This window comes from Exiguobacterium sp. s132 (assembly GCF_018617235.1).
GTDB lineage: Bacteria > Bacillota > Bacilli > Exiguobacteriales > Exiguobacteriaceae > Exiguobacterium > Exiguobacterium profundum.
In genome coordinates this window covers 240594-260370 of the sequence record NZ_JACSJU010000001.1, presented here as the reverse complement: position 1 = coordinate 260370, position 19777 = coordinate 240594, and the positions used below count along the sequence as shown (strand labels likewise).

General features: G+C 50.1%; 24 protein-coding genes and 1 other annotated feature. Of the genes, 1 reads left to right on the top strand and 23 read right to left on the bottom strand.

What is annotated here, in order from left to right; translation table 11 throughout:
• Positions 1-18: 18 nt before the first annotated feature.
• From obgE to KNO78_RS01270, 14 genes are all read right to left on the bottom strand, one after another.
• Positions 19-1308: a GTPase ObgE gene (obgE, locus tag KNO78_RS01335; protein ID WP_015881157.1), complete on the bottom strand. Its 1290-nt coding sequence runs from the start codon at positions 1306-1308 to the stop codon at positions 19-21.
• On the bottom strand, positions 1309-1749 hold the full coding sequence (locus KNO78_RS01330; protein ID WP_214691134.1) for a Spo0B domain-containing protein: 441 nt from the start codon (positions 1747-1749) through the stop codon (positions 1309-1311). It lies immediately after the preceding gene.
• 66 nt (positions 1750-1815) lie between these two features.
• The gene (gene rpmA / locus KNO78_RS01325) at positions 1816-2097 is read right to left on the bottom strand and encodes a 50S ribosomal protein L27 (RefSeq protein ID WP_015881155.1); all 282 of its coding nucleotides are present in this window, start codon (positions 2095-2097) and stop codon (positions 1816-1818) included.
• Positions 2098-2109: 12 nt separating this feature from the next.
• Positions 2110-2445, bottom strand: coding sequence for a ribosomal-processing cysteine protease Prp (locus tag KNO78_RS01320; protein WP_015881154.1), 336 nt, complete (start codon positions 2443-2445; stop codon positions 2110-2112).
• A gap of 3 nt (positions 2446-2448) precedes the next feature.
• The gene (rplU, locus tag KNO78_RS01315) at positions 2449-2757 is read right to left on the bottom strand and encodes a 50S ribosomal protein L21 (protein ID WP_015881153.1); all 309 of its coding nucleotides are present in this window, start codon (positions 2755-2757) and stop codon (positions 2449-2451) included.
• Positions 2758-2772: 15 nt separating this feature from the next.
• Positions 2773-2846, bottom strand: a sequence feature (ribosomal protein L21 leader region).
• A gap of 55 nt (positions 2847-2901) precedes the next feature.
• Positions 2902-4227: a ribonuclease E/G gene (locus KNO78_RS01310; protein ID WP_214691135.1), complete on the bottom strand. Its 1326-nt coding sequence runs from the start codon at positions 4225-4227 to the stop codon at positions 2902-2904.
• 43 nt (positions 4228-4270) lie between these two features.
• A complete protein-coding gene (gene minD, locus KNO78_RS01305; RefSeq protein WP_015881151.1) occupies positions 4271-5128 on the bottom strand; it encodes a septum site-determining protein MinD in 858 nt (285 codons plus the stop codon).
• 5 nt (positions 5129-5133) lie between these two features.
• Complete coding sequence (locus KNO78_RS01300; RefSeq protein ID WP_251125228.1) at positions 5134-5802, bottom strand: septum site-determining protein MinC; 669 nt, start codon at positions 5800-5802, stop codon at positions 5134-5136.
• 5 nt (positions 5803-5807) lie between these two features.
• Positions 5808-6302, bottom strand: coding sequence for a rod shape-determining protein MreD (mreD, locus tag KNO78_RS01295; RefSeq protein WP_049759982.1), 495 nt, complete (start codon positions 6300-6302; stop codon positions 5808-5810).
• Between the two features lies 1 nt (position 6303).
• Positions 6304-7194, bottom strand: a complete 891-nt coding sequence (mreC, locus tag KNO78_RS01290; protein WP_047795500.1) for a rod shape-determining protein MreC — start codon at positions 7192-7194, stop codon at positions 6304-6306.
• A 13-nt stretch (positions 7195-7207) separates the two neighbouring features.
• Positions 7208-8245, bottom strand: a complete 1038-nt coding sequence (locus KNO78_RS01285) for a rod shape-determining protein (protein WP_074037493.1) — start codon at positions 8243-8245, stop codon at positions 7208-7210.
• Positions 8246-8443: 198 nt separating this feature from the next.
• Positions 8444-8884 carry a hypothetical protein gene (locus tag KNO78_RS01280; protein WP_214684633.1) on the bottom strand — a complete coding sequence of 147 codons (441 nt, stop codon included), beginning with the start codon at positions 8882-8884 and terminating at the stop codon, positions 8444-8446.
• Between the two features lie 69 nt (positions 8885-8953).
• Positions 8954-9787, bottom strand: coding sequence for a DUF2785 domain-containing protein (locus tag KNO78_RS01275; RefSeq protein WP_214691137.1), 834 nt, complete (start codon positions 9785-9787; stop codon positions 8954-8956).
• A gap of 72 nt (positions 9788-9859) precedes the next feature.
• Positions 9860-10057, bottom strand: a complete 198-nt coding sequence (locus KNO78_RS01270) for a hypothetical protein (protein WP_074037499.1) — start codon at positions 10055-10057, stop codon at positions 9860-9862.
• Between the two features lie 259 nt (positions 10058-10316).
• Between KNO78_RS01270 and KNO78_RS01265 the strand changes: the two genes are divergently transcribed.
• Entirely contained in the window at positions 10317-10634 is a 318-nt protein-coding gene (locus KNO78_RS01265; protein ID WP_214691138.1) for a hypothetical protein, read from the top strand.
• A gap of 96 nt (positions 10635-10730) precedes the next feature.
• Here KNO78_RS01265 and radC read toward each other — a convergent pair whose 3' ends face one another.
• From radC to KNO78_RS01220, 9 genes are all read right to left on the bottom strand, one after another.
• The gene (radC, locus tag KNO78_RS01260; RefSeq protein ID WP_074037954.1) at positions 10731-11360 is read right to left on the bottom strand and encodes a RadC family protein; all 630 of its coding nucleotides are present in this window, start codon (positions 11358-11360) and stop codon (positions 10731-10733) included.
• Between the two features lie 20 nt (positions 11361-11380).
• A complete protein-coding gene (locus KNO78_RS01255) occupies positions 11381-11965 on the bottom strand; it encodes a Maf family protein (protein ID WP_214691139.1) in 585 nt (194 codons plus the stop codon).
• Positions 11966-12105: 140 nt separating this feature from the next.
• Positions 12106-12813, bottom strand: coding sequence for a hypothetical protein (locus KNO78_RS01250; RefSeq protein WP_074037502.1), 708 nt, complete (start codon positions 12811-12813; stop codon positions 12106-12108).
• Complete coding sequence (gene pilM / locus KNO78_RS01245; protein WP_214691140.1) at positions 12810-14381, bottom strand: pilus assembly protein PilM; 1572 nt, start codon at positions 14379-14381, stop codon at positions 12810-12812. The genes KNO78_RS01250 and pilM overlap by 4 nt, the downstream gene beginning before the upstream one ends.
• A 12-nt stretch (positions 14382-14393) precedes the next feature.
• Positions 14394-15146 (bottom strand): prepilin peptidase, encoded by a 753-nt coding sequence (locus tag KNO78_RS01240; RefSeq protein WP_214691141.1) that lies wholly within the window; start codon positions 15144-15146, stop codon positions 14394-14396.
• Positions 15147-15234: 88 nt separating this feature from the next.
• Positions 15235-15711 carry a prepilin-type N-terminal cleavage/methylation domain-containing protein gene (locus tag KNO78_RS01235; RefSeq protein ID WP_196430429.1) on the bottom strand — a complete coding sequence of 159 codons (477 nt, stop codon included), beginning with the start codon at positions 15709-15711 and terminating at the stop codon, positions 15235-15237.
• Positions 15712-15852: 141 nt separating this feature from the next.
• A complete protein-coding gene (locus KNO78_RS01230) occupies positions 15853-17070 on the bottom strand; it encodes a type II secretion system F family protein (protein ID WP_159561979.1) in 1218 nt (405 codons plus the stop codon).
• A gap of 6 nt (positions 17071-17076) precedes the next feature.
• A complete protein-coding gene (locus tag KNO78_RS01225) occupies positions 17077-18114 on the bottom strand; it encodes a type IV pilus twitching motility protein PilT (RefSeq protein ID WP_031421415.1) in 1038 nt (345 codons plus the stop codon).
• Positions 18107-19777 (bottom strand): GspE/PulE family protein, encoded by a 1671-nt coding sequence (locus tag KNO78_RS01220; protein WP_214691142.1) that lies wholly within the window; start codon positions 19775-19777, stop codon positions 18107-18109. The genes KNO78_RS01225 and KNO78_RS01220 overlap by 8 nt, the downstream gene beginning before the upstream one ends.

Below are 19777 nucleotides of genomic sequence, written 5' to 3'. Positions count from 1 at the left end.
TCTTAACAAATAATTTTTTTATTCCACAAACTCGAATTCGAAGTCGAGGATTGCCACGACACTACCGTCCTCGGCACCCAACTTACGAAGATCGTCATCGACGCCCATTTGACGCATTTGACGAGCAAATCGTTTGATTGACTCATCATGGTCAAAGTTCGTCATCTTGAAGAGTTTCTCGATACGAGGGCCCGTGATCACGAAGCGATCGTATTCATCGATGTGGATTTGATAGCCTTTCTCTTCCTTCTCATAACGATACACGACACGAGGCGTCGCTGTCTTCTCTTCGAGCTCATCGAGTGGGAATTCTGGTGTCGTATCGACAAAGTTAGCCACTTCGATCAACAAGTTACGAAGACCATCTTGAGCGAGTGCTGAGATCGGGAAGACTTTGACATCGTCCCCTACCTTCTTCTTGAACTCTTCAAGATGTTCCGCTGCGTCCGGCATATCCATTTTGTTCGCCACGACGACTTGTGGACGCTCGAGGAGACGTAAGTTGTACGACTCGAGCTCACGGTTGATCGTCGTGTAGTCTTCGAACGGGTCGCGCCCTTCCATACCACTCATATCGATCATGTGAACGATAACTTTCGTCCGTTCGATATGGCGAAGGAACTGGTGACCGAGACCGACGCCTTGGCTCGCCCCTTCGATGAGACCTGGAAGGTCGGCCATGACGAAACTACGGTCGTCCGCTGTCTTGACGACACCGAGGTTCGGTGTGATCGTCGTGAAGTGGTACGCACCGATTTTCGGGCGTGCCGACGAGACGACAGAGAGAAGCGTTGACTTCCCGACAGACGGGAATCCGACGAGACCGACGTCTGCGAGGAGTTTCAACTCGAGACGCAACTCACGTTCTTGACCTGGTTCCCCGTTCTCCGCAATTTCCGGAGCCGGGTTGGCAGGCGTCGCAAAACGACAGTTCCCGCGACCACCACGACCGCCTTTGGCGATCGTCGCTTGTTGGCCGTGCTCGGTCAAGTCTGCGATGACGGTATCCGTTTCGGCATCGAACACGATCGTGCCAGGTGGGACCTTGACGATGAGCGGTTTCGCTTTACGTCCGTGCATCCCTTTTGACATCCCTTTTTCGCCATCATGGGCGATAAACTTCTTCGAATAGCGGAAATCAACGAGCGTCCGCAATCCTTCCTCTACTTCAAAGATGACGTCCCCACCGTGACCACCGTCACCACCTGCAGGACCACCGTCTGGAACGTATTTCTCGCGACGGAAAGCGACCATCCCTTTTCCGCCGTCTCCAGCTTTTACAAAAATATTAACCTGATCGACAAACATTTATTTCCCCTCCTTTATGTGAAACGTAGTGGTATCTACGTTCTGTTCGTACACATCGGCTGATGCCTTCACATCGTCCGGGACAGCGCCCGTGACGCGAACCATCAGTCCGTCCGTGAACGTCACATGAATCGCCCCATCCGTGTTGTCTAACAAGCGGACAAGCATCTCTGCCACTCGCGCGTCATCGATGGCGAGTTGGTCGGTTGAAATCGTATACGTCATCCGTCCCTCCCAATTCGCTTGAATCACGACTAGGCTCGTCTGTGGCACGTTCAAACGAACGAGCGCACTCTCTTCGTCGGCCTGTTTCCGATAGCGTTCGTAAAGTTCCTCGAGCTTAGTCGGATCGAGAGCCACATAGAGCGAGATCAATTGAAGCCGATTCATCCATTCGTGACGGACGGTCGATAAGAGCTCGAGTGTCTGTTCTGAATCCATTTGATCCTCTCCTAGAAAAAAAGACTCTAACCAAATAAGTGGCTAGAGTCTTCTGCGTCGTTCAACTTACGCGACTGGGTAAACGCTCACTTGTTTCTTGTCGCGACCAAGACGCTCATAGCGTACTACGCCGTCAACTTTCGCAAACAAAGTGTCGTCGCCACCACGGCCAACGTTTTCACCTGGGTGAATCTTTGTACCGCGTTGGCGGTAAAGGATTGATCCAGCTGAAACTGTTTGTCCGTCAGCGCGTTTTGCACCGAGACGTTTCGAAATTGAGTCACGACCGTTTTTAGTCGAACCAACTCCCTTTTTCGAAGCGAAGAACTGAAGGTTCAATTGTAACATGAGGTCCACCTCCTATTGTTCAATTTGGATATATTCACCGTAGCTTTGGGCGATCGTGTCTAACTGCACGAGCATCCCTTCTAATAACAGTTGGGTGCGTTCCATATCCTGCGGTGATAAGTCAGGATACGTCTCGACATAAAAGTAACCACCCTCTGTTTGATCTGCCATTTCTACAAGAAGCGATTGACCCGCAAGCGTTTCGACGGCGTTATAGGCACCAAAGATGATGGCTGAAACACCGGCGCACACCAAGTCAGAACCAGGTTCTGCAAAATTGGCATGACCAGTCACTTCGACGGAGCGAATCGACTTCGCCTCGTCTCGTCTTACCTTGACCCGAATCATAGCTTACGCTTCGATTTTCTCGATGCGAACTTTCGTGTAAGGCTGACGGTGACCTTGCTTACGACGGTAGTTTTTCTTAGCTTTCATTTTGAAGACAGTGATCTTCTTAGCGCGGCCGTGTTTTACCACAGTACCGACAACTTTAGCGCCTTCTACGAGTGGAGCGCCGACTTTAACATCGTCACCACCAACGAAAAGAACCTCACCGAATTCTACAGTACCTTCGACATCAGCATCGAGTTTTTCGATGTAGATCTCTTGACCTGCTTCAACTTTGATTTGCTTACCACCAGTTTTGATGATTGCGTACATATACGTGCACCTCCTTGTTAAACTCAGACTCGCCATCCTGGGCAGGGCAAAAACCTTTAAAAACCCGTTCTGTGCGGTTGTAGCCATTTGGGTGCTTCCAAACGAACTAACGTTATAGATAATACCATTCTCAATTAATCATTGTCAACGACGAGATAAGAAATTCTGACATTCTTCGGACGTCCCATAAAAGACGAACTCCGGCTCCCCTTCGACGAGGTGCACCTCAATGTCAAATCCGTGCCAAGAAGCGTCATGCCACTTATTAGGGAGTGAGAGCACGACCGCTTCGTATTGATCATTCAAATCAAGGAGCGACCGTTCAAACTGTGAGAAGATGGCCAATTTTGAAGGCTTGCCGGCATGAAACATCCGGTCTTGAATCGAGCGCCCGGTCCGTTCCCGCGACAGCTCGAACAGCCCCATCCGTGTGAAGCCGTACACTTCGACACGTCGTGGGTCACGCGCCCCGAGTTCTTTCATCTTTTTAAGGAGACGGGTCTGCCCTTCCTTTGAACCTCGTAAGAAATCGATGATGACCATGCCGCCGATATTTCGCAGACGCAACTGCTCCATGATCGAATAGAGCGCGGCTTCATTGATGGTATCGGCCGCACGCCCCTTGTCTTTGACGGCGACATTTTTGCCACTATTCACGTCGATGACGGTCATCGTCTCGACTTGTTCGATCAAGACGAACGCCCCACCATCCAACCAGACGGCACGACTCTCCAGTTTCTCGATGGCTCCATCGAGACGTTTCGCTTCAGGCATCCGCCCTTTTCCGATATGACGTTTCACCGGGACATCCAATCGTTCGAGTCGCGTTTGCCCTTCTTTGTCATTCAACAGCACGGACTCGACTGCATGACGTCTCACGAATTGTTCGCATAGTAGCTCGTCTTGCCCGAACCGTTGCTCGATCACTATGGTCGAACGGTTACGCAATCGATTCAGTTCTTCCTGTAACGCTTCCGGGGCCACTTGTCCGGCTTCCGTCCGAAATAAGACCCCTTCCTCTTCCGTTAAGTCGAGCGCCTTTGAGAGGCGGTCCTGCGTGACGAGGTCGAGTTTCCGGCTGAACAGTTGACGACGTCCAAATGGGAAATACACAAGATATCGCCCACCGAATCGAATGTTCTCTGTCACTTTATGATGCTTGCCGTTGATTCCTTCTTTTGTCACTTGGACGAGTCGCTTTTCTCCGACGACTGCCGCTTGCCCGATGGCGGGCACTTCCGGATACGAGGCGAGCGCACGTAGCGTCTCTGCGATCGGGAGAAAGTATGTCGTCTCCCCATCCGTCAAAAAGGCTGCCCCGAGTGACGGGTGGATCCTTTCAATTCCGGCTTCGACGATGGTCCCGACAGACAGTTGGTCGACAAACCGTTCCTCGACTTCGAGTAATCGTTCGCCGTCCACGAGCATCGCCCGTTCGATGGAAGGTGTTCGTTCGTAGATTAGCTTCATCTGCATCACTCCTTTCGACAGAAAAAGGCAACTTCCGTTGCCTTTACGCTTTTTTCATTCCAAATTTCATCATGAGTCGTGCCCAAAAGCCGACCGGTGCCGTCTCCGTCTGAATCGACATGAGCGGGACCGATTCGCCAAGAATACGGCGCGTGATGTTCCGGTAAGCCTGCCCGGCATAGTTGTCCGGATTCATCGTGACCGGGACACCGCGGTTCGCGGCTGCGATGACTTCCTCATCGTCGATGACGACACCGAGTAAGTCAATCGACAGGATGCGCATGATGTCATCGATGTCGAGCATGTCGCCCGATTCGACGAGATGATTCTTGACTCGGTTGACAATCAGTTTAGGCGCATCGATATGTTCCGCTTGCTCGAGCATCCCGATGATTCGGTCTGCATCTTGAACCGCCGCTTTTTCAGGTGTCGTGACGACGATCGCCTCATCCGCACCGGCAATCGCGTTCATGAACCCTTGCTCGATTCCAGCAGGACAGTCAATCAAGACGAAATCATATTCCGTCTTCAACTGGTCAACGATTTCTTTCACTTGTTCAGGATTCACTGACGTCTTGTCTTTCGACTGTGCGGCCGGGAGTAAATACATCTCCTCGAAGCGTTTATCGCGGACGAGCGCCTGATTCAACTTACATTGACCCGTGATGACATCGACAAGGTTATAAATGCTCCGGTTGTCGAGACCGAGAATGATATCGAGGTTACGCAATCCGATATCTGTATCGACGAGACAGACCGAGTGTCCAGACAAGGCGAGCCCCGTCCCGATGTTGGCGGTCGTCGTTGTCTTCCCGACGCCCCCTTTTCCTGATGTCACGACGATGGCTCTGCCGTTTTTAACTTCTTTTTCTGTATGTACAGGCTCCACTACTTGCTCCATTCCACTCACCCTCTCTGTAATTCCATTGCATATGCGTCTTTCAGACCTGTCATGACGTGGCGGAGACGTGTCATCTCAATCCCATCACTCGTCTGATACGCACAACCCATCTCAATCTCAGGAAGTTCTTCCCCGTCATCGGCTGTGAGTATACGTTCGCCGATTGCTAAAAACTTCGGATGGAGCAGGCTCGCGGTGATGACCGCTTCTTCCCATCCTTCGACACCGGCGCGTACATTTCCTCGTATCGTCCCTAAACAATAAATACTTCCTGTCGCCCGGACCTCTGACCCAGGATTGATATCCCCGATCACGAGCACAGAACCGTCAAACGTCAAGACTTGCCCACTCCGAATCGTCCCGCTGTGATAGTGGAATGTCTTTCTGCCGTACGTCGCTTTCGCTTCTTCTGTCAACATGACATCGCTCGACAAGTCTTCAATATAAAAAACGCCATGACGAGCGACGACCTCACGAATTTGACGTGACAGCTCCTCGTCAATATAACGAGTACCCGCGTGCAACTTCAGGGCAATCTTTCCGGACGGCGGCTCCATTTCTTGTAATGTCGCTTCTAAGTCCGTAAGCACCTCGTCGATGCCACTCTTCGGATTGAAGTGAATGGCAATGCCGTTGCGATGTCCTTTAATCGTAATGTGTCGTTTACGCTCCATCATGGCTACCCTCTTTTCGCAACAGGGCGTGTCGTCACATAACGCGTCATCGGATAATAAAGAATCACGATGGCGATGGCATTGACGAGCATCGTCCCTGGAATCTGTTCAACCAATAGTGTTTGAATCGTCATCAACGTCCCACCAATCGCCGCCATGATCCCGTAAATCGCAAAGGTGAAAACGAGAATCATAAACGTGAACGTAATGGTGACGGAGAAGAAGTTCTCACCTATATATTTTAACACGAAGCTGGCTAAGAGAGGAATGAGTGAAAAAGTAAATACATAGATTCCAATCAGGTCGGTGTAGACGATATCATACAGCAGTCCGAAGACAAGCCCAAACCCGAGTGCCGTCTCCCATCGACCGTACAGACTGACAAACATCAACCCGATCAGCGTCAACAAAAGAAACGGCGTGGCGTAGTGCCAAGAAAAAATCGATGCCCATGTTCCTTCAATAAGAAAAAGGAGGAACAGGGCGATGAACACTTTCATGTTACTCACCCGCTGCTCCTCCTTCCTCGGGACCCGTTAAAAACGGTTCGTCTAGTGTCCGATCAATCACGTACATTTGTGAGAACTCATTGAAGTCGGCCTCCGGTTTAATCCGGGCGACTTGTGAGACGCCATATTCATCCGTCTCGATCGATTCGATCGTACCGATGACGAGTCCAGCCGGATAACGTCCACCGAGTCCGGACGTCGATACGATTTCTCCTTCTTTCAGCTTGACGCTATTCGATACTTTCGTGAAGAACAATTCATTCGTCTCCGTGTCGAATCCGTCTACCGTCCCATACGTCGGTTTGCCGTCCGCATCTTTGACCACAGCCGAGACGTTGTTCGTCCGGTTGTTGTCGCTGAGCAGTTGAACTTGCGACGTATAAGCACTCGTCTGAATGACACGACCGACCATCCCGCTCGCTGCGGTCACGGCCATGCCCTTTTCAACGCCGCGTTCTGAACCGACGTTGATGGTGACGTAGCGTTGCCAATCGTTCGGTGTCCGACCGATGACCTCCGCCGGAATGAGGTCGAAGTCACGTAACGACTCGTCTCTTGCTTCGACCATCTTTCGAAGCTCCTCATTCTCACGGCGCAAATCATCCGCTTCAACCGATACCTCGGCGTACTTCGCCAAATGTTCTTTCAGCTGGCGGTTCTCTTCGTAGATATCGCGGACATCTGAGATGGACGAGACCGTTGAGTCCATCCACCCGATTGGTACCGCGAACACTCGCTGGAACGTGCCGACCACATCACGCGTGACATCTTGGTACCAGGCTGATTCCGATCGTCCTCGAATCGAAACACCTAAAATGACGAAAAACAAGATCAGTACAATTAGCGTGATGATGAGCTTTTTATTACGTACGAATCGGCTCATCGTGTCTCACCTCTCATCGACGTGACGAGATGCCTGATTTCGAACGGAGGACGTCCATCATTTCAAGAGATTTTCCAGTCCCGACCGCTACGCAGTCGAGTGGCTCATCCGCAACGAGTGTCGGGATGTGTGTCTCGTCTGAGATCACGTCGTCCAAGTTTTTGAGGAGGGCGCCGCCGCCAGTCAAGACGATTCCGCGGTCCATAACGTCAGCCGCAAGTTCTGGAGGAGTTTGCTCAAGCGTTTGTTTGACCCCTGCTAAAATCGCTTCGACTGTATCAGAAAGAGCTTCACATACTTCTGCAGATGTGACTTCGATTTGTTTTGGAAGTCCTGTTACGAGATCGCGACCACGGATTTCCATCTTCTCCGCTTCGTTCGATGCATCGATGCGCGCCGAACCGACTTCCATTTTGAGCGTCTCAGATGTACGCTCCCCGATCATGAGGTTGTACTTGTTCTTGATGTAACGAATAATGGCATCATCCATTTCGTCACCACCGACACGAATCGATTGGCTTGTCACGATGCCGCCGAGTGAGATCACTGCGACTTCGGTCGTACCGCCACCGATATCGACGACCATCGAGCCAGTCGGTTCCCAAACTGGGAGACCTGCACCGATTGCTGCCGCGAACGGTTCTTCGATTGTGTATGCTTCACGAGCGCCTGCTTGTTTCGCAGCGTCTTCCACGGCACGTTTTTCAACAGACGTGATACCGCTTGGGACACAAATCATGACGTTCGTCTTCGATGAGAACAAACCGCCTTTTGATTTTTGAGCTTGCTCCATGAAGTATTTGATCATCGTCGCTGTCGTTTCGAAGTCAGCGATGACGCCGTCTTTCATCGGACGACGTGCAGAGACGTTCCCCGGAGTACGTCCAATCATATCTTTGGCCTGGTTACCAACGGCCTCAATTCTACCTGTATCTGTGCGGAACGCCACGACGGACGGTTCACGAACAACAATTCCTTGACCCTTTACATAAACGAGCGTGTTAGCCGTTCCAAGGTCGATTCCGATCTCTCGGTTAAAACTACGAAACATAGGTGTTGCTCCTCTCTTCATTACACTATTTTTTATTATAACGGAAAAATCATGTTTGAAAACGTTCATTCGATTACAGGTTATTTACAATAACCGCATCTCAGTCCTGTCTCACCGTCTATTAGTTTGCCTTCTTTTCGGCAAAAAGGCAAATCAAAAAAGCAGACGCAAGTGAGCGTCTGCCTAAGGAGAGAACGGTTACAATCCCGGTTGGAGCGGAAGCAGTAACATCGCTCCGTAAAAGAATACCGAGAAAATCAACACCGGCCGAAAGAAGCGGGATGGCTTGAGTCGGGTCGCTCCTGCCAAAAAGCTCGATGTCGTCACAACGAAAATGTAAATTCCGATGTACATGAGCAGGAGGCGGACGAGTACCGTCCAGATGCCGAGTTGATTGAGTTCATTGAAAGAGAGCACGATCATACCGAGATAAGCGATGAGCGATAGAACTCCTACGCCAACACCAACGAGCGGCGAGACGCGGTCGAGCCAGTGGTCCTGATCGAACCGCATAAATAGCGCTGTGCTCACAAATAAAAACAGGATGAACACAACGATAGAGAAGATGGTTGGTTCTAGATGTATGTAACTCACAAAAAGCGATAATCCGACCATCAGTATCCAAATTATTTTTTCCATAAAAACACCTCATTTGTTTTCTAATCAACATCTTGATTCGATTAGAGAAAACTACTTTAATTGATCACATCACAACTTTTTCAGTGTGACGAGAATAGATTGTTGGATCAGATCATGCCGCTGTTCTTCGTTTAAACGGACATATAGACTCTTCAAGAATGTTTTCACATTATGGACGACGTACCAATATTTTTCCTCATCATCAAGATGTTGCTTACATTCTTCTAAGTGATGTGGAAGCTGCTCTACATAGCGATGAATGACTTCAGAATCCATCCCTCGTTCGAGTAAACGTAGGAGCGGATGGATGAGACGTTCGTCTTCATCATGCGCCAATACCTCAGAACGCATGATTTGATTGATAATGACGTGGAAGAGTTCCGGAAATGACGCTGGATCCAGTTTCGGATTTGCGATCAGTTCGTCCACCGCATCTGCCGCGTGGGCAATCGAATGGGCCCATCCCTTGCCATTCACATAACCTCTTGTATCTCTCTCGAGCTGAAGATAACGAATCAAACCTTCTGTTGCCAGCCGGAATTGGTCTTCTGTCAAAAAGTCCTCTTCAACGTCTCGATGCAGAATCAAAGCCATCAATAGAGTCGTGAAAGCTCTCGTGAAGACAGCGTCCGACTGCGTTTCCTCAATTCTATGAAACAAAAGAGCATGCAAGGACGTCTCAAGGAGTTCACTCATCTTGTCGAAATCGATGTCTTTTTGTTCGATGATGAAGCGAAAGAACATCGTGTATATGAGTCGATCACGGAGTTCGCCGTCCGGTGACCCGATATGCTGAACCATGCTGGTGAGAATGGCTTCATTGTTTTTTTCGTAATACGTCAAATCCCCATCTTTCATCATCTGAAGGGCTTCTTTTAATTCGTTTTCCGACAGTACATTCATATGCGTACACCGCTCTTCTCAATTTGATTCATCATCTACTCTTTAGCCAAATGACAGTTTAAATAGCGCTGTTCATTCAGACCTTTCATTCGGATGTTGTGATGATTCTTCTTCTCCGGAATAGATCATCCACAAACTCAACATCAAACAAATCAATCCGCCCAGACCAGTCGTGATCAAAGACAATTGCTCACTAAAAAAGGATTTACTGACTGCTAAGAAAAGAAGAAATCCCCATCCGATCACATTCCATATCGTGATTCGCGACATTCGGTAACCTCCTATGTACAAACTTATGCATCATTATTTCTACGCTCTTCAAATTCTACACTTCCATTCATCGTTTTCCAACTATATCCAAAATTTAATGAGGTTATACGCATTATCCGAAATCAGTACAATTGAATAGTGAAGGAAGATGACTGACTTGTTTTTAGTCTATTTGAAACTTAACTGTAGATGAATAACCCTGAGCAATAAAGAATCGCTAATAATGATGATTAACACTTTTTACGAAGGAGGATTTATAGTGAAAAAGAGAATTTACACGACTTTAACTATATTTGTCATCATAATCATTGGAGGGTGGTTCCTCTATGTTGATTCGAAGAAGGAACAGTTAGAAGAAATGGTGTACGAACATTTAGTGGAAGATAAGCAAGTCCCTAAAAATGAAATCATGAGTGTTACCGCGTTTAATGCAAACCTTCCAAAAGATAAAAATTACTTAGTAAGTGTCAAATTAATGAATGACCCTAACACCTATTATTACTACCGAGTATCGAACGGCTCCATAGCTCTAGAATCTTACACGGACGAGAACAGAGAAGAACATGTATCACCTTAGTCCATCAGAGTTTTTCTATTCATTGTATTCTAGACTTTTATGAGAATGTGAATGAAATCCAAAAAAGCAGACATCACGATGCCTGCTCTCTACTCCTTACCCATTCATATATCCCCGCTGCTTCATGCTGACGTAATGGTCTTCCCCGATGATGACGTGGTCGAGACAAGCGATGCCGACGATATTGCCTGCTTCGACCAATCGTTCAGACACCTCGATGTCTTCCCGACTCGGGGTCGCGTCCCCGCTCGGATGATTGTGCACAGCGATAAAGCATGCCGCCGACAACTTGAGCGCCTCACGAAACACATCACGCGGGTGGACGATTGACGAGTTGAGCCCTCCGACGAAGAGCGTCTTCCGCGCAATCAGTTGGTTCTTCGTATTCAAATACAAACAGACGAAATGCTCCTGATTCAACAGTCTCAATTCATCTCGCAACAACTCATAGGCGTCTTGCGGTGAACGAATCGTCGGCATACTTACTTTCGGTTCCTCGACGTATCGAATCCCAATTGTGAACGCGGCGAGGAGTTGCTCTGCCTTCTTCTTCGTCATCCCTTCGATTTTGCACAAATCGTGTACGGACGCTTGCGACAACGCCCGTAACGTCGGGTAGACGTCCGAGATACGACGAGCCGTCTCCATCGGGTCCGGTCCCCGTCCTCCGATTTGAAGCAATCTGGCGATGGCGGTCTCTACACTACGGTCAAGCACCATGGTCATTCCTTCACCTACTTTCAAGTTCACAGGAAGCGAGGCGTCACCCCATGCTGGTCGAGCGTCTTGACGAGCGGATGGATCGGCAATCCAACGACATTATAAAAATCCCCTTCGATTCCTTCGACGAAGAGACCACCCGATCCTTGGATCCCATACGCACCCGCCTTATCGTAGGGCTCTGTCGAATCCAAATAATCCGCTAGCCAGGTTTCAGGAATCTCAGCGAACGTCACACGCGTCGTCGTGACGAACAAATCTTGGGACTTACCGATGATGCTCACACCCGTCAGCACTTCATGGGTCGAACCGGATAATCGTTCAAGCATCCGTTTCGCATCCTCCCGGTCTGTCGGTTTCTCTAAAATGATGCCGTTCAAGACGACGACCGTGTCCGCGCCGATGACGATGGCATCACGGTGATGCCTTGCCACGTCCATCGCTTTCTCCCGGGCCAGACGAGCGACGTAATCACTCGGTGTCTCCCGACCGTCCGTCCCTTCCGTCACGGTAGATGGGATGACCTCATGTTTGATTCCTGCTTTCGTCAATAGCTCGGTACGTCGCGGTGACATCGAGGCGAGAATGACACGCTTCTGTGTTGAATTCATTGTATCGACTCCTTCTCTTCTTCCAAAACGGCGTTCCTTCCCGTTTCGGTCTTCACTGTTGATTGTAGGAAACGTGCCTCCTAAACACAATTACCCGCGACGAAAAACACGCCCCTTCAATTGCGAAGGGACGTGCTGACTTATGGTGTCGTATAGTCGTATACCGGGATATCCTTTTGCTCAAACGCCGGTTCCGGAATGTATCGGTCTGGAACGAGTTGGTCGAGGTCCGGACGATAGAAGGCATCGAGCTCGACTGTAAACTCGAGCGACTGCACTTCTTCGACCGTATTCGGTCCCGTCTCGGCAGGTCCGGTAAATTGAACCGTCCGTAACACGTGAATCCGATTCATCGACTCGATCGACTCCAAGAAGGAGACGAGCGCTTCATACGTCTCTGCTTGCAAGTTGACCGTTGAACGGACCGTCGAAGCGTTGACAGGTGCAACGTCCGTTGGTTCAGCCGGTTCATTCGTCGCACTCACATCAGCCGGATTGAACGGCTCGACCGTTTCCGGCACTTCTGACTCAGCCACAACGCCATCCGCAAATGCGATACTTGTCACATTGACACCCGCAAGAAGACTTGCCTGCGACAACGCCTCAACGACCGTGTCGAGGGCAGGAACTGTTGGAACCCGTGTCTGAAGCGTCTGAGAGTCCGCTACATCAACGGCTTTTCCTTCTTGGCGCAATAACTCCAGTTTTGTTTGTTCGAGCGAGAGGTCGCGTTCAAGCGCTTCGACCTCTCCTTGTTTGACGTAATACGTATAGCCAAAGTAAGCCGGTGCGATGATTGCGGCAAGGAGGCAAATCGCAAATAACGCGTAGATTGTCGAACGTTTCATTGACTCACCACCTCCTCATCCGTGTCCTCTTCCTCTGTCAACTCGTCTTCCACGTCTTGGAACATGAACGTAAACTCTCCGATATAGCGTGGAAGCGGATCTTCTTCTAATGAGTTTTCCTCTTCTTCTGCATCCACATCCGCTTTCAACTCCGTCGTCACACCGAGGAGTTTGACGTCGAGGAACCGCTCATCGGTCATGAGCGAGCGCTGGAATGCGTTCAAGTCTTCTAACGTCTCGAATTGGGTTCGGACGCTCATGATGGAGCCATCCGCGTAGTTATACGTCAAGACGTAGCCAGTAGGCGGCAACTGCTCAGTCAACGCGCGCAGTGCTGGGACCGCATCCTTTTCCATGTCGGTCAACGCCGTCACGGTTTGGTCGAGCGAGAGCACTTGTTGCGCTTTCGAATTCACTTGTTCGGTTTGGTAAATTTGAACGAGCTGTAACTCTTCTTCGATTCGCGTCTGTTCTGCTTTTAGTTGGTCGACCTCATAGTACAAGTATCCGGCCGCTCCTCCTCCGAGAAGAAGGGCGACGAGACCTGTCACGATCGGCCAACGGAGTGTCACGTCCGTCGAATTGATGAAGTTCGTGTCACGATCGCGCTGAAGCGTCGCCATCCCAAGGAGTGGCAACATTTGATGCGATAGCGGTGTCCCATGGGCGATAGCGAGCGGTTGCTCGACGCGCGTCACCGAGACGAGGGATTCAGACTGAATCATACGGACGAGGTCATCGACTTCCGGGACAGTTCCCGAAACGTATAACTCATCGATAGCCCGACCGTCCGTCCGCAGAGAATACCGATAGAAGTCGAGGAAACGAGCGAGTTCGTTCAACCAGTCATCCAACTGATTGGCCTTCATCTCGCCTGTCCCATCATATGTATAGGTCACGACACCATCTTTCGTCCCGACTTGATACGGGAGGTCCAGTTCGATCGAGCGGATGAAACGGATCTGCCCTTCCTCAAGGACGAGCAATTGATGTGAAAACGGCGTGATATGCCAGAGTAATGTCGATTGAAGCGGATCAATCTCCGATAAACGTATGACCCCATTGGCGACCGCGACAGAACGTGGCGTGATTTTCTTCAACGCTAGACCACGTTTTTTCATGTACGCACGGAGCGATTTCGTCAATTCGATCGAAACAGCATGCAACATGACGTCCGTCTTGACTCCGTCTTCTCCTAACACTTCGTAGTCGAACGACACATCATCGAACGGCAAGATGATCGAGCTCCCGATTTCCATGAAGAGGTAGCCACGAATCTCGTCCTTCGGAATCGAAGAAGGAATCTCCACTTTCCGTGACAACACCTCGGTCTCGTCCAATGCCACGGCACACGTCATCCCGCGTCGCACCTTCAATTTGCGACAGAGTTCATCGAAAGCGAGACTGAACGCCGTCTCATCGAGAATCTTCCCTTCTCCATACGCATCTTTTGCTAACTGAACCGAGGCGCTTCGTTTGAACACCCCTTGTTTGATGACGGCCCCGTGGATGCTGAGCGCATCAAACGAAAAATACGTGACCGTCCCTTTCTCTATCCCACGACTCATGATCGTTTCCCCCTACATCAACTCAAAATACCAATCAAAAAAACTTTCACTAAACCAAAACGTCAACATCGTCCCGAGCGCAATCGACGGGACGAACGGAATCGGTTGCTTTCGCCCGATTTTTTTTGTGATCATCAACCCGATCCCGACAATTGCCCCAATCAAACTCGATAGAAACAAGGCAACTAGCACGTCACGCGGACCGAGCACAAGACCAATCATAGTAAACAATTTGACGTCCCCTGCCCCAAGTCCCCCTTTTGACACGAAAAAGACGGTCGCTAGGAGCGAAAATCCGAGCAACGCCCCTACAAGTGGCGTCCACCAAGATGCCCCTGTCAGATAGGTGAGGAGGAGTAATACCGGTGCCGTGAATTGCAAGATGACATTCGGCACGAGCATCGTCGATAAATCAGACATCGCCAAAGCTAGTAAGGTCGACAAGAAAGCGAACGCGAGAAGCGTCGTCACACTAAATCCGTAGAGTGAAAAGCTATAGCCATATCCAATGGCTCCGAGTAATTCAAAGATCGGATACGTCGGCGCGATCCGCTCGCCACACCCGTGACATCTGCCTCTTAAGGCGAGATAGCCGAAAATCGGGATGAGTTCCCACGGTGACAATTCGTGACCGCAAGACGGACAATTTGACCGCGGCGTCACGATCGATTGCTGACGTGGCACGCGGAGCCCGACGACGTTGGTGAACGATGTGATGACCGCCCCGAGGACGATGCTATATAGGAATCCAATCGATTCAATCAAGGAAGGATCCTCCTTTGTCAGTATATGCCAAAAATAGAAAACCGGCTAGGCTGAGCGAGTGCCCAGCGCCAGCCGGCATAAACAAATATTAGTTAACTGAGTCTTTCTTCAATCCACTACTTGCAACCGTGCCTGCATCCGTAGCTGCAGTTCCGATATCTTTGGCTCCATCAAGCCACACTTTATACGTATACTTATTGTCTGACCCTTTTGTGACATATACAACCCCGTTATTGTAGTTCGAACCGAACGGATCTTTCATTGTATCAATCATATTTTTAGCGTCGAGTTCACCAGTTCCTGTTGTTCCGACGAATCGAATCACCGCTCCGTTGCCTACTTCATTCGAAGCAACATACAACTTCGCCGCACTAACCATTTGTTTCGCATCGGCGACCATTGCATCTTTCTTCGAGTTTTCGATGATCCCACCAATCGCAACGACTGCGATGGCTGCGATAATTCCTAAAATAACGACGACGACGAGTAACTCGACGAGTGTGAGCCCACGCTCATCTTTTAACTGTTTGGCATCTTGCCAAATCATTTTCAACTTCTCTACCATGATTCATTCTCCCCTTTTGCGTAATGTGCTGTGTGTAAACTAGATAAATTACTTTAGACCTAATATAGAAGTAGAACAATTTTACTATACCTTCTAAATATAGTATTGAAAAGGTATATTTTCAAAAGCTTGCATATTGCTTTACTGATTCTGAATATCACCATAGATTTGGAACATCGGGACGACGATCGAGATGACGATGACCCCGACGACACTTGCCAATACGACGATGAGAAGCGGCTCGATAATCGACTTCAGACGGTCGGTTGTCGTCTCGACCTCCGTCTCATAAAACTCAGCGACTTCGTTCAACATCGAATCCAAATCACCGCTCTCTTCCCCGACGGCGATCATCTGAGTCATGAGCGCCGGGAAGTTTGCATTTCGCATGAGCGGCTCGTGAAGCGGGACCCCTTGCGCCATCATGTCACGTGCCTCCGTCAGTCCTTTCCGGATGACGCGGTTCGATACGATACGTTCGGTGATTTCAATCGCCGTCAAAATCGGGACGGCCGCTTGTAGAAGGACCGCTAAACTTCGCGTTAGCAATGCAATCTGAGATTTCATCACAATCGTTCCGAAAATCGGCATCTTCAATAGCAAGCCATCGATGACGAATCGTTCCCGGTCCCGCTTCAACATCCAGGTGAAGGTGAGAACTCCGAGAATCGCGAGTCCGAGTAACAACCACCAAAAGGCCGCGATGAAATCGGAGACCGCGACGACAATGCGCGTGATGAGCGGAAGCTCACCGCCGAGTTGACCAAAGATGCTCGCAAACGTCGGGACGACGTTCACCATTAAAAAGGCGACCACGCCGATGGCGACGATGGAGACGACCAACGGATACGTGAGGGCAGAAATGACCTTCCGCTTCACATCATATTGTTTTTGAAGTTGGAGCCCGATTTGATCGAGCGCCTCCTCCAAGTTCCCGCTCGTCTCCCCGGCAAGTGCCATCGAACTAAAGAAGTTCGAAAAGACGCGTGGGTGCTTTTTGATCGCCTCGGAATAGGCAATCCCTTCCTTCAAATCATCCTCGACTTGACTCAGTGCTTTCTTCAATACGTTCGACTCGGTCTGTACCCGTAAGATTGAAGTCGCACGAACAATCGGGACACCCGCCCGGATGAGCGTCGCGAACTGACGGACGTACATGATCAAGTGTTCGATTTTGACTCGTTCTGGCAGCAAGTTGACCTCTTTGTTCAGTCCGGTCGATTCGAGCTCGGCCAAGTCCGTTACGAGAATAGATTCTTGACGCAACTTTTCTTTCGCTTCCCGAAGCGAGACGGCCGTGACGCGACCTTTCTTACGCTTTCCGTTCAGGAGCTTTCCTTCATACTGAAATATCGCCATCACTCATCACCTCATCTCTTCTGTCGGGACGGCGTTCGGATTGATGATCCCTTGCCGAACAAGTTGTTCGATGGCAGCATCCATCGACTGCATCCCGTGCTGGCGACTCGTCTGGATGACGGTCGGCAACTGGAACTCTTTTTCATTTCGAATCAAGTTGGCAACAGCCGGATTCCCTAACATGATTTCCATGGCGGCGACGCGTCCTTTCGGCACATCAATCCTTGGAAATAACCGTTGACTCACGACACCGAGTAAGACGTTCGCGAGTTGTGTCCGGATTTGGTCCTGTTGCTCAGCTGGGAACGCGTCGATGATTCGACTCACCGTCGACATCGCACTCGATGTATGGAGCGTTGCCATGACGAGGTGCCCCGTCTCTGCAGCGGTCATCGCCGTCGAGATGGTCTCCAAGTCACGCATCTCCCCGAGCAGAATGACGTCAGGGTCTTGCCGTAAGGCGGCCCTTAGACCACTCACAAATTTCATGACGTCAGAGCCGATTTCCCGTTGGTCGACAATACTTTGGTCGTGGGAATGTAAATACTCGATCGGATCTTCTAGTGTGATGATTCGTTTTCGCTGCGTCCGATTGATTTCATGAATCATCGCCGCGAGCGTCGTCGATTTCCCTGAACCCGTCGGACCCGTGACCAAGATGAGACCATGTGGTTTCTCAATCAGACGCTTCAGTACCGTCGGCAGATTGAGTTCGTTCAAGGTCGGGATTTCCCCGGAAATGGACCGGAACGCGATGGCAATCGTGCCTCGTTGATAATAGGCGTTGACCCGGAAACGGGAGACACGTGGGACGCCGAACGAGAAATCAAGATCTCGTTCATGCTCGAGACGTTCGCGCATATCGTCGGTCATGATTTCTTTTAAATATCCTTCGAGATGGTGCGGCAACACCTTCTCCTCGCCCATCGTAATAAGACTCCCGTCTACTCGAATGATCGGAGGAGAACCGGCTGTCAGATGAATATCCGAGGCACGTTTCTCGACCGCATTCGTCAAGATGGTTTCGATCGATTGATTAATCATAAGCATTCTCCGTAATGACCGTTCGTAATATTTCCTCGGTCGTCGTCAAACCGGCGGCGACTTTTTCTAATCCGTCCTCAAGCAGGAATGTCGCTCCTTGTGACTTGGCATAGTCGACCATCTCAGACTCGGTCGCCTGGTTCATGATCATCCGGCGCAAGCCTTCATCAATCGGGATGACTTCGTGAATGGCGAGGCGCCCACGGTACCCTGTGAAGTTGCATGACGAGCATCCTTTTCCTCGAACGATGTGGTCGATGTGTACACCCTCTGCGTCGAACAGGCTACGTTCACTCTTCGATACCGGTTCGACTTGACCGCAGTCACGACAGACGCGTCGAACGAGTCGTTGTGCCACGAGTCCCGTCGTCGAAGCGGCGACGAGGAACGGCTCAACCCCCATATCGACGAGACGGGTGATGGAGCTGATTGCTGAATTCGTATGTAGCGTTGACAACACAAGGTGACCGGTGAGCGAGGCACGAATGGCAATCTCAGCTGTCTCCGTGTCTCGAATCTCTCCGACCATGACGATGTTCGGGTCTTGACGTAAAATCGAACGAAGCCCTGACGCGAACGTCAAGCCGACTTTCGAGTTGACCTGAACCTGGTTGATGCCGTCAAGTTGATACTCGACCGGGTCTTCTACCGTAATGATGTTTTTCGTCTCATCATTCAGTTCTTTTAACGAAGCATACAATGTCGAGGATTTCCCTGAACCGGTCGGACCGGTGATCAAGATAATTCCATTCGGACGTTTCAGCATGTCACGGTACGCCTGTTCGTTTCGTTCGCCAAATCCGAGTTTCGTCAAATCGGTCAGTCCTTGAGATGAGTCGAGGACCCGAATAACGATTTTCTCTCCATACATCGTCGGGAGCGTCGAGACGCGGAAATCATAGGCGCGATTGCGTAGCGTGTACTTGATCCGTCCATCTTGTGGCAGACGACTTTCTGTGATGTCGAGGTTACTCATGACTTTGAGACGCGTCAGCATGACGCTCTGAATCTTTTTCGGATAGACCGTCTCGGTACGCAAGTCCCCATCAATTCGAAAACGGACGTGGAGTTGCTTCTCATGTGGATCGAAATGGATGTCCGATGCACGTTGGTCGATTGCGCTTAAGAACAATTGGTTCACGAGGCGGATAATCGGTGCATCGTCTCGACTGATTGTTTCTTGTCGTTCGATTTCGGGAGCATCCTCTTTCAAAATTTCGACGAGGGAGTGGTCCATCTCGTAGTAACGACTGATTGTCTTTCGAATCTGCTCTCTCGTGGCGATTCCGATCTCGATGTTCATCCCGGTCTGAAGACGGACGTCATCAATGGCAATGAGATCGAGTGGGTCGGCCGTCGCGACATGAAGCGTATTCCCGTTTAATTCAAATGGCATGATATCGTGCTTTTGTGCCAACGCTTTCGGTACGAGCTTCGTGACCGTCACATTGATGTCGTAGGAGTACAACTCAATGATCGGCACATGCAGCTGTTCGTGAATCATTTGAATCAACTGTGTCTCGGTAATATGGTTTAGTCGAATTAAAGCATCCCCTAGTTTTTCTCCGGGACGCTTCTGTTCAAGCGCCTCATCGAGCTGACTCGTCGTAATGAGCGCAGCCTCGATGAGCATCTCACCTAATCTTCGTTTCGTTCGTCTCAC